The sequence below is a fragment of the Sphingopyxis sp. KK2 genome, assembly GCF_001990265.1.
Taxonomy (GTDB): Bacteria; Pseudomonadota; Alphaproteobacteria; order Sphingomonadales; family Sphingomonadaceae; genus Sphingopyxis.
On sequence record NZ_LYVN01000005.1, the window covers coordinates 56,710 to 67,951 of the forward strand.

An 11,242-nucleotide genomic window follows, 5' to 3' on the forward strand; every position below is an offset into this window, starting at 1 on the left:
ACAGGGTCTCGCGGTGCGGTCGGGATGGGTGTTGCTGAAGCAAAGGGCCGACGCCCGCCATCCTAAAAAACATTGGGTAGACGCTCTGCGTGCCGGGGAATTAGCAAGCAGAAACAACGCCAAGCGGGTTGGTCGCGCGGTTGGCAGTGGGGGCGCAGCAAAGAGCGGGATCATCGGGTGGAGCGCAAGCATGCGGTCTCCACCGATGCTGCCGCTTGCCATGTGATTTCATTCGGGAGTGACCAGAGCATGTCGAAATATTCCAAATCGCGCCTGATGGCGACCAGCGCCATCGCGGGCCTGTCGATCTTGCAGGCGGCGGCGCCGGCAGGTGCCCAGGAAGCGTTCGGCATCCACAATGACCAGCCCGAAACGCTCGAAGTCGTCGTCGCCGAGGATGAAGAAGTCGAGGGCGATATCATCGGCGTCTACGCCGACAATGGCGCGGTGGTGGTCCGGAACGAAGGCACGATCCGCGGCGAAGGCACCGATCTCGGAACCCCCGGACAGCGGCCGAGCGGCGGCATCGTGATCGCGCAGCCGGGGTCGAGCGTCACCAACGGCGGCACGATCATCGGCGGCTCGAACGGCATCACGACCAGCTATTTCTTTGGCGAGGACGAAGAGGGTGAGGATCTGCCGCCCGCGCCGCTTGCCGCCGACACCAGCGTCGTCAATTCGGGCCTGATCCGCGGCGAGGCGGGGAGCGGCGTCGCGCTCACCGGTGGCGGCAGCGTCGAGAACAGCGGCACGATCCAGGGCTTCACCGGCAACGCCGGCAATAACGCGCTCGGCACCGGCGTGTCGGTCAGCGACTTCCCCGATCGCATCGCCGCGGGCGCGGCCCCGACCGGGTCGATCAGCAACAGCGAGACCGGCCTGATCGAGGGCACCGTGTTCGGCGCGGTGCTGCAGGGCGGCGGCACGATCGACAATGCGGGCATCATCCGCTCGATCGGTTTCCCCAATCCGCAGCAGACGACCGCGCCCTTCGGCGTGGTGATGGGCGGCATCGCCGGCCAGGAAGAACGCAGCGCGACGCTGAACAACGAAGGCACCGTGTCGGGCTTTTTCGGCGTCCTCGCGGGCGGCGCGATCGGATCGGTGACGATCAACAACGACGGGCTGATCAGCGCGCAGCAATCGGGCATCGTCAGCACCTTGTTCGATGGCGATGTCATCATCAACAATGGCGAGGACGGCCAGATCGTCTCGAACGGCCCGGCGATCCTGGTCAGCAGCGGCACGCTGACCCTCGACAATGACGGAGTGATCCTCAGCAACAATGGCTTCGGGCTCAGCATCCTGACCCCCGATGCGACGATCGACAACAGCGGCATGATCCAGGGTGCCAGCTTCGGGATCACCACCAACGCGCGTTCGACGCCGGCGGGCCTTGAAGAAATAGCGGCCAACACCAGCATTACCAACAGCGGCACGATCGTCGGGCTGAACAACGACGCGATCCGCCTGCAGGGCGGGGGCAGCGTCGTCAACAGCGGCACGATCGACGGCCGCCAGAACGTCCAGTCCGATGGCGTGTCGACGTTCGCCTTCGCGACGCAGGATCTTGCCACTTACGCCGCTTCGGTCACCAACAGCGAGACCGGCACGATCACCGGCGTGCGCGCCGGCGTCGCGCATTCGTCGGGGGGCAGTGTCGACAATGCCGGCGCGATCAACGGCGGCGGCGCGGGCGTGCTGCTCCAGAACGGGCTCGATGGCACCCCGGTTTCGGGTTCGGTCACCAACAGTGGCACGATAACGGGCGGCAATGGCGGCGCGGGTCTCGGCGGCGAGGGCGTCGTCGTTTTCGGCCTGTTCGACGAGGTGAGCATCGCCAACAGCGGCACGATCAGCGGTGCGGCGAGCGACGGCATCTATGTCGCCACGACCGCCGAAACGGCGATCACCGTCGAAAATAGCGCCGATGGGTCGATTACCGGCGGCTCGTCGGGCATCCAGGTCGACATCGGTGCGCTCGAGCTCGACAATGCGGGCACGATCCGCGGCAATGGCGTCGGCCCGAACAGCAGCGCGCCCGCCGGCGGTATCGCGCTGACCGGATCGTCGTCGACCATCGTCAACAGCGGCGACATTTCGGGCGCGCAGTTCGGCATCGTGACCTATGCTGGCCGCGATCCGGCGACGGGCGAATTCCCGGGCACGATCGTCGACACGACGATCGTCAACAGCGGCACGATCACCGGCGACACCGACGACGGCGTTCGCCTTGCGGGCGGCGGCTCGGTAACCAACAGCGGCACGATCCAAGGGTTGGCGCAGAACAACAACGGCACCACCGACGGCGTGTCGATCTTTGCGCATAACGACCAGGACCTCGAAACCTATTCGGCGACGCTGATCAACCTCGACGGCGGCACCATCGCGGGCATCCGTGCCGGTGCGGCGATCTCGGGCGGCGGCACGATCCTCAACGACGGCACCATCACCGGCGAACGGCAGGGGGCCTTCATCCAGGGCAATGCGATCGATGGCGTCGAGCGCGACGGCCAGTTCGGCATCGTCGTCAACACCGGCACGATCAGCGGCACCGGCGACTTCGGCGGCACCGGCCAGGGCGGGCAGGGGCTCGGCTTCGGCAGCAATCTCGAGGCCTCGACGCTGACCAATAGCGGCACGATCAGCAGTGCCTTCGCCGAAGGCGTGCAGCAGGGCTCGCGCGGCGATCTGGTGATCACCAACGAAGAAGGTGGCCTGATCGAAGGCGGCACCTCGGGCATCTACGGCGGGTCGAGCGGCACGCTGACCGTCGACAATGCCGGCACGATCCGCGGCAACGGCACCTATGACGGCTTCGCCGCCGCGCCCGACGCGGGCATCACCATCGGCACCGCCAATTCGGCTGTGACCAATAGCGGCACCATTTCGGGCGCCGGCGCGGGCATCACCACCGCCTATCTGTTCGACGAGGAGATCGGCGACCTCGTCCTGCTCGCGCAGGGCACGCAGATCGTCAACAGCGGCACGATCATCGGCGAGACCAACGACGGCGTGCGCCTGATCGGCGGCGGCACGGTGGCCAACAGCGGCACGATCATCGGCGAGGCGGGCGCTTTCACCGACGGCGTGTCGATGTTCCGCGGCAACGGCCAGGCGCTCGAAACCTATTCAGCGGTCGTGACCAATGCCGAGGGCGGCGAGATCAGCGGCTCGCGCTTCGGCATCATCCTGTCTGAAGGCGGCACGGTCGACAATGCCGGCACGATCACCGGCAATGGCCCTGGCGCCGTGCTGATCCAGCAGGGGCTTGCCATTCCCGGTCAGGATGTCGTCAACGGCTCGCTCAACAACAGTGGCACGATCACCGGGGTCAATGGTTATGGCGCGGTCATCTCGGTGGGCAACAATGCCACACTGACCAATGCGGGCACGATCACCGGCGCTGCCGAAGGCGCGGTGATCGAGGCGCAGGGCAGCAATGTCGAGGCCGAACGGGTTGGCACGATCGTCAACACCGGCACGATCACCGGCGGCACCCTCGGCGCCGCGACCGCAGGCTTCTTCGACAATGCGACCATCACCAACAGCGGCACGATCAGCGGCGGCACCGACGGCGTCGTGCTCGGCAATTTCGGGCAGGCGACGTTGATCAACACCGGGACCATCACCGGCGGCGACCGCGGCGTATGGGGCGACGACAGCGGCGCGGTGACGCTCGACAACGCCGGCACCATCGTCGGCGAAGGCGGCGTGGCGGTGCAGCTCGGCAGTTTCGACGACAATGTCATCCTGCGCACGGGCAGCAGCATTGACGGCGCCGTCGATGCGGGCGACGGTTTCGACACGCTGACCCTCGACGGCGATATCCTCGAACTCACCGACGCGCAGCTATTGACCGAATCGCAGGGCTTCGAGGCGCTCAACGTCGCGCGCGGCTATTGGTCGACATCGGGCTTCGTCGGTGAGTTCGGCGGCGTCGCGATCAACGAGGGGGCGGCGCTCCAGGTCAACGAGATCGACCTCGGCGAAGAAGGGCTGAGCTCGCCGATCGCGACCGCCTCGGTCGTGAACGACGGCCTGCTCGTGCTGAACTTCGACAGCGACGATCAGCTTTCCGACCTCGACGAACTGACGATATCGGGTAGCGGCGCGTTGCAGCTGATCGGGGGCGCGGTCTTCACCGTCGACACCGACACGCTGACCTACACCGGCGGGACGATCGTCTCGAACGGCGGGCTGGTGCTCAGCGGTACGCTGCTCGGCGACGTGACCACCGAAGGCGATGGCTTCTTCCAGCTTGGCGTCGGCGGGACCGAGGGCAATTTCTCGGGCAATATCGTCAACAACGGCAGCTTCATTTTCAACCGCTCGGACGATTACGACTTCCTCGGCGCCTTCTCGGGCAACGGGACGCTGGTGAAGGACGGCAATTCGGTCCTGTCCTTCCTCGGCGACTATAGCTTCACCGGCCTCACCAACATCCTTGGCGGATCGGTGCGGATCGCGGGTGTGATCAATCCCGAAACCAACTTCAATCTTGGCGCCGGCCAGCTGGACATCAGTGGTACCGACCAGACCATCGGCGGCCTGTCGGGCGGCGGTGAGGCGAGCGTCGTGATCGACGACAGCGAACTGACGGTCGACCAGGATGAAAACACCAGTTTTGCGGGCGACATCACCGGGACCGGCAGCCTCGTCAAGACCGGCGACGGCACGCTGAACCTGACCGGGACGAACAGCTATACTGGCCCGACGTCGGTCAACGGCGGCACGCTGGCGGTCAACGGCAGCATCGCGTCGGATGTCACCGTGAACAGCGGCGGCAAGCTGGGGGGCAATGGCAGCGTCGGGGACACCACGGTCACCAACAACGGCACGCTGGCCCCGGGCAATTCGATCGGCCGCCTGACCGTCAATGGCGATCTCGCGCTGGCGGCGGGCTCGATCTATCAGGTCGAGGTCAATGCCGCAGGGCAGGGCGACCGGGTCGACGCCACGGGGTCGGTGACCATCGCCAACACGGCACGGGTTGCGGTGCTCGCGGCAAACGGCAATTACAACCCGCGCACCGACTATGTCATCCTGACCGGTGCCGCCGGGGTCAGCGGGCGCTTCGGATCAGTGACCACCGACCTCGCCTTCCTCGATCCGTTCCTGCGCTATGGCAGCAATGCGGTGACGCTGTCGCTCTATCGCAACGATATCGACTTTGCCGACGTCGCGGTGAACTTCAACCAGATCGGCGTCGCCAATGCGGTGCAGGCGCTGGGCATCGACAACCCGCTGTTCGAAGCGGTGCTGGTACAGAATGCCGCAACCGCCTCGGCGGCGTTCGGGGACCTGTCGGGCGAAATCCACGCGAGCACGGTTTCGGGGCTCACCGACGACAGCCGCCACCTGCGCAACGCACTGCTTGACCTCAAGGGTCCCGAAGAGGGCGGCATGTTCGTGTGGGGCTCGGCCTTCGGCGGCTGGGGCGACTTCGACGGCAATGCCGCGCAGTTTGGCATGGACGCCAACCACAAGGGCTTCGTCACCGGCGTCGGTTATGGCGGCAAGGGTTTCGCGGCGGCGCTGTCCGCGGGTCTCGGCTCGTCGGACTTCCGCTTCGACGGCCGCGGCGACAGCAGCGACGTCGAGAGCAAATATCTGGCTGCCCACGCCACCTATGGCACGGGCGAAGGCATCCGCGCCGCCTTCGGCGTCAGCTATGCCTGGCACGATATCGACACCAGCCGCACGGTCACCCTGGCGCCGATCGCGCAGACTCTGGTGTCCAAGCGCGACGGCGACACGCTGCAGGTCTTCGGTGAGCTCGGTTATGACATCAAGGCGGGCAAGGCGGCGATTTCGCCCTTCCTTCGGCTTGCTCATGTCGACACCGATACCGACGGCGTGACCGAAACGGGTGGCAGCGGTGCGCTACTGGTCGGCGAGACCGGGCTCAAGACGACCTTCCTCAGCCTTGGCGCGCGCTTCCAGCTCAACGCCGGCGAAGGCGGCTTCCAGCCCTATGCTTCGCTCGCGTGGAACCGCGCCTTCGACGACCGGGCGGCGGTGTTCGGCGCCGGTTTCGTGGCGGGCGGTCCAGCCTTCGGCATCATCGGCGCGGAAATTCCCAAAAATTCGGCCGAGGTCGAGGCGGGCTTCGAATATGATGCCGGCCAGTTCCGGATCGGCGCGGCGTATAGCGGCACGCTCGCCTCGGACCGCAACACCCACGGTGCCCGCATTACTGCCAGAATCGCCTTCTGATCTAGCGACCCGATCTGTTTCGGTTCCGGTGGTAAAGAGGCCGGCGCGACCCGGGTCGCGCCGGCCTCGTCATTGCTGGCGCCTGCATGGCGGTCTTGGTCGGATAACGTGCAGAGGCCCGGCTGCCCGCAACCGGCCATCCGATTTGAGGCACAATCCAGAATGGAATAATCGCCGCAGCGGAGTTGCGCCTCTTTATCTGCACCGACCCACAACGCAGCGTCTCGCTGTAAAATGGGAGCGGAATGGATGAACGACGGTATACAAGACATTGCTGCGCTTTGGGATCGCGAGATGATCCGCGATTGCCTGTTCCGCTATTGCCGGGGAATCGACCGCGCCGACGAAGCGATGCTGCGATCGGCCTGCTGGCCGGGCGGCACCGATGATCATGGCGCCTATAACGGGACGACCGATGGCTTCGTCGACTGGGCGATGCAGACGCTGCCGCTGATCGAGCGCGGCATTCACCAGCTCCACAATATCCTGATCGAATTGCGCGGCGACGAAGCTGCCGTCGAAAGCTATTTTACCGCGCTACAGCGGCAACCCGGGGGCGAAGGCGGGTTGGTCGAACTCACGATGGTCGGCCGCTATGTCGACCGGTTCGAAAAGCGCGGGCAGGAATGGCGGGTGGCCGACCGGGTCGTCGTCTTCGACTGGGTCGACGAGCGCCCGGCGCCCGACAAGAGCGAGGCAGAGCGTTTCGCGCATCGCAAAACGGTGGGCACGCCTTGGCCGCATGATCCGGTCTACAAGCTGTTCGGCACGGGTGTGAAAGGAGAGGCATGATGGGGATCGAGACACTGGCATGGGAGCCGCTGTTCGTGATGCGGCTGAACGTCGCTTATGATCAGGCGCAGCCGATCGGCGGCGAGAGCCGGATGGGCATATTTCCGGTGCATGGCGGGACGTTCGAGGGTCCGCGCCTGCGCGGGCGCGTGCTGCCCGATGGCGCCGACTGGGTGACCTGGCGCGGCGACGGCACGATGATCATCGACGTCCGCACTTCGCTTGAAACCGACGACGGCGCGCGCATCGCGATGCATTATACCGGGCTGATGACGCCGACCTCGCCCGAGGCGGCCGAACGCTTCGCGCGGCGCGAGCCGGGGCCTTACGAAGATCTCTATCTGCGCACCACGCCGCGCTTCGTCACCGGCCACCCCGATTATGACTGGCTGAACCGGACCGTAGCCGTCGCCAACGGCATGCGCACCGACGACGGCCCGATGTATCACGTCTTCGCGATCAGCTGACCGCGCCCGCCGCCGCAGCGAAATGATCGCCGTGGCGTTTGCGCAGCTCGGTCTTGAGCAGTTTGCCCGTCGCGGTGTGCGGTAACTCCTCGACAAAGACCACATCGTCGGGAAGCCACCAGCGCGCGACCTTGTCGGCGAGGTGCGCCATGATCTCGTCCTTGGAGCAGGCCTCGCCGGCGTGAAGCTGGACGAGCAGCAGCGGGCGTTCCTGCCATTTGGGGTGCGCGACGCCGATCACGGCTGCCTCGGCGACCTTGGGGTGTGCGACGGCGGCATTCTCGAGATCGATCGATGAAATCCATTCGCCGCCCGATTTGATGACGTCCTTCGCGCGGTCGGTAATTTGCAGGAAGCCGTCGGGGTCGATCTTGGCGACGTCGCCGGTGTCGAACCAGCCGCCAGCGTCGAGCGCGCTGCCCGCCGGCTGGCCGTGATAGGCATTGAGCACCCACGGCCCGCGCACCTTGAGCAGGCCTGCGGCCTCGCCGTCGCGCGGCAATTCCTTGCCGTCCTCATCCTCGATACGCAGTTCGATGCCGAAGACCGAGCGGCCTTGCAGCGCGCGCAGGTCGATCTGCGCCTCTTCGCCAAGGTTGGCATGATGCGCGAGCGGGCGGCAGACCGTGGCGACGGGGCTGGTCTCGGTCATGCCCCAGGCCTGCATCGTCTCGACTCGCAGCAGGGTGCGGAAGCGTTCGATCAGCGAGCGCGGGGTCGCTGCGCCGCCGGTGAAGATGCGGTCGAGCTTCAGCGCCTTACGATCCTCGGGCGCGCGTTCGCGTTCGAGATGATCGAGGAAAGCGAACCAGATCGTCGGCACGCCGAGCGAGAAGGTCACGTCCTCATCGCGTATCAACTCGTAAAGCGACACGGGGTCGAGCGCCGACCCGGGCAGGACGAGCTTCGCCCCCGCCATCGCCGCCGAATAAGGGATGCCCCAAGCATTGACGTGGAAGAGCGGGGTGACGACGAGGATCGAGTCTGCGGCGCCGAGCGACATGCTGTCGTTGGCAAGTGCGCTCATCGCGTGGAGTATGGTCGAGCGGTGACTGTAGAGCACGCCCTTCGGATTGCCGGTGGTGCCGCTGGTGTAACAGAGCGCGCTGGCGCTATTCTCGTCGATGTCGGGCCAGTGCGCGATCGCGCGCGGCCCGTCGGTCAGGCTTTGATACGAGATCGGATCGGCGATGGCAGTTTCCGGCATGTCGGCCTGATCGGCGAGGACGATGACGCGCTCGATCGTCGGCAGATCGGCGAGCAAAGGTTCGACGACCGGCAGCAGGTCGGGGTCGACGCACAGCACGCGCGCGCCGCCATGGTCGATGATGTAGCGGATCTGTTCGGGGAAAAGGCGCGGGTTGACGGTGTGGAGCACCATGCCCGCGCCGCTGACGCCATAATAAAGTTCGAGGTGGGGCAGGCGGTTCCAAGCCAGCGTCGCGACGCGGTCGCCGGGTTTCAGGCCGAGGTCGGCGAGGCCGGCGGCGATATGGCGCGCGTGGCGCTCGACCGTCTGCCAGTCCGAGCGTTCGAGCGAGCCGTCGGCGCGGCGCGACACGATTTCGCGTCGCGGGTGATTGGTGGCCGCGTGCCGGATCAGCATCGCGGTCGTCAATTGCTGCGCCTGCATCAGGCCGTGCATGAAACCTCTCCTTTAATGACTTGATTGGGCTCGACGATTGCCCAGCGGCGCGCCGGCGCGAAGCATGGGTAGGCGTGCGCGCCGACAATCACATTTGCGAAATTGCGCTGCCTGTCTGCTGCCCGCGAGCCAGTATCGATCTCGCGCGGCTAAGCCCGGTGCAACCGACTGGGAGATGCGACGATGAATCTGGACCTGGCACCCGAAGACCGGGCGTTTCAGCAGGAAGTGCGCGAGTTTTTCGCGAACTCGATTCCCGAAGACTGGAAAAAGACCGTCCGCGCCGGGCTGCGCCTGTCGCCCGAAAACCTCGTCGCCTATCAGCGTCGTCTCGCCGAACGCGGCTGGGGGGCGCCGACCTGGCCGAAAGAATATGGCGGGACCGGCTGGACGCCGCAGCAGCTTCACATCTTCTGGTCCGAAGCATCGGCCGCCGATGCGCCGGCGCAATTTCACCAAGGTCTCGAACTGATCGGGCCGATCATCTTCACCTATGGCAGCCAGGCGCAGAAGGATTTCTATCTGCCGCGGATCATCAGCGGCGAGGATTGGTGGTGCCAGGGCTATTCGGAGCCGGGCGCGGGGTCCGACCTTGCAGCGCTGCGTACCCGCGCCGAGCGCGACGGCGACGAATATGTCGTCAACGGCCACAAGATGTGGACCAGCTATGCGCATGTCGCCGACCGCATGTTCATCCTCGCGCGCACCTCGACCGAGGGACGGCGGCAGCAGGGCATTTCGCTGATGCTGGTCGATATGGACACGCCGGGCATCCGCATCAGCCCGATCCACACGCTCGACGAAAAGCATCACACGAACGAGGTGTTCCTCGACGATGTCCGCATTCCCGCGACCAATGTCGTCGGCGAGGAGGGCATGGGCTGGAATTACGGCAAGGTGCTGCTCGACCGTGAGCGCATGGTCGCGGCGGCGACAGCGATGTTCCTGCCGCAGACGCTGCGCGCGGTGCGCGAGGCGGCGACGCGTCGCAAGACCGCACATGGCTTGTTGATCGACAAGCCCGAGTTCAGGGCGAAGCTCGCACAGGTCGAGATCGAGGCGATGGCGGTGCAGGCGATGGTGCTGCGGCTGATGGCCGATGCGGCGGCGGGCGCGGACTCCGGCCCGCGCGGATCGATGGTCAAGCTGCGCTGGTCCGAACTGACGCAGCAGGCGACGGCTTTGTGGGTCGAAGCGCTGGGGCCGAAGGCGCAGCATTTCGCGGCGCTGGGCGACGACAGTGTGCTGCCCGAGGATATGCCCTTCGCGCTGAAGGGTGCGCTCTATGCGCGCGTTACCACGATCTACGGCGGGTCGAGCGAGATTCAGCGCAACATCATCGCGCGCCGCGCGCTCGGGCTTTGAGGGAGATTAGCGATGCAGTTCGCCTTTAACGACGAGCAGCAGATGCTGCGCGACAGCGCCGAGCGGTTCGGCGTCGAGGAATGGAATGCCGCGGAGCGATTGAAGCGGCTCGCGGAAGTTGGCGAAGGTGCCGCGCAGCGTTGGGGCAAGATGGCCGAACTGGGGTGGCTGATGCTGCCGATTGCCGAGGAAGAGGGCGGGCTTGGCGGTGGTCCGGTCGAGGTGATGGCGATCATGGAAGCTGTCGGCCGGCACCTGATGACCGATGCCTATGTCAGCCATTGCGTGCTGCCGGCGGCGCTGATCGCGGGCGGGGGCGACCATTGCGCGGCGCTGCTCGAGCAGATCGGGGCGGGGCAGGTGCGTATCGCGGCGGCGCTGATCGAGGAAGAAGGCTTTGATATTACGGCGATTTCGACCCTCGCAGCGGTCGATGGCGACGGCTTTCGGCTGACCGGCGCGAAGGCGCATGTCGAGGATGGTGCCGATGCCGACTGGTATCTGGTGTCGGCGCGCACGGCGGGCACTTCGGGCGAGCGTGACGGCGTCAGCCTGTTCCTGGTCCCCGCGAGCGCCGAGGGGCTGAGCGTCCAGCGTTTCCGCTCGGTCGACAGCCATCGCCATTGCAGCCTCACCCTCGAGGGCGCCCTGGGCATCCCGGTCGGCGCGGTCGGCGAGGCGGCGGACCGCATCGAGGCGGCGCTCGACCGCGCGATCGTCGCGCATCTGGCCGAGGCGGTCGGATCGATGGAAG

General features: G+C 66.1%; 6 protein-coding genes. 5 read left to right on the top strand and 1 reads right to left on the bottom strand.

All coding sequences use genetic code 11. The annotated features are described in order from the left end of the window. Nucleotides 1-249: 249 nt before the first annotated feature. From B1A78_RS01750 to B1A78_RS01760, 3 genes are all read left to right on the top strand, one after another. Nucleotides 250-6,219: an autotransporter domain-containing protein gene (locus tag B1A78_RS01750; RefSeq protein WP_077145328.1), complete on the top strand. Its 5,970-nt coding sequence runs from the start codon at nt 250-252 to the stop codon at nt 6,217-6,219. Nucleotides 6,220-6,468: 249 nt separating this feature from the next. Continuing rightward, nucleotides 6,469-7,011 (top strand): nuclear transport factor 2 family protein, encoded by a 543-nt coding sequence (locus tag B1A78_RS01755; RefSeq protein ID WP_077145329.1) that lies wholly within the window; start codon nt 6,469-6,471, stop codon nt 7,009-7,011. Beyond that, nucleotides 7,011-7,478, top strand: a complete 468-nt coding sequence (locus tag B1A78_RS01760; protein WP_218667922.1) for a DUF3237 domain-containing protein — start codon at nt 7,011-7,013, stop codon at nt 7,476-7,478. Before B1A78_RS01755 ends, B1A78_RS01760 begins: the two co-directional genes overlap by 1 nt. On the opposite strand, the gene B1A78_RS01765 is transcribed toward B1A78_RS01760, so the two are convergent. Beyond that, a complete protein-coding gene (locus tag B1A78_RS01765) occupies nt 7,471-9,123 on the bottom strand; it encodes a long-chain fatty acid--CoA ligase (RefSeq protein WP_077145330.1) in 1,653 nt (550 codons plus the stop codon). The genes B1A78_RS01760 and B1A78_RS01765 overlap by 8 nt on opposite strands. A gap of 183 nt (nt 9,124-9,306) precedes the next feature. Between B1A78_RS01765 and B1A78_RS01770 the strand changes: the two genes are divergently transcribed. After that, nucleotides 9,307-10,488, top strand: a complete 1,182-nt coding sequence (locus tag B1A78_RS01770) for an acyl-CoA dehydrogenase family protein (RefSeq protein ID WP_077145331.1) — start codon at nt 9,307-9,309, stop codon at nt 10,486-10,488. A gap of 12 nt (nt 10,489-10,500) precedes the next feature. Continuing rightward, on the top strand, nt 10,501-11,242 hold a 742-nt coding region (locus B1A78_RS01775; protein WP_077145332.1), incomplete at its 3' end, for an acyl-CoA dehydrogenase family protein.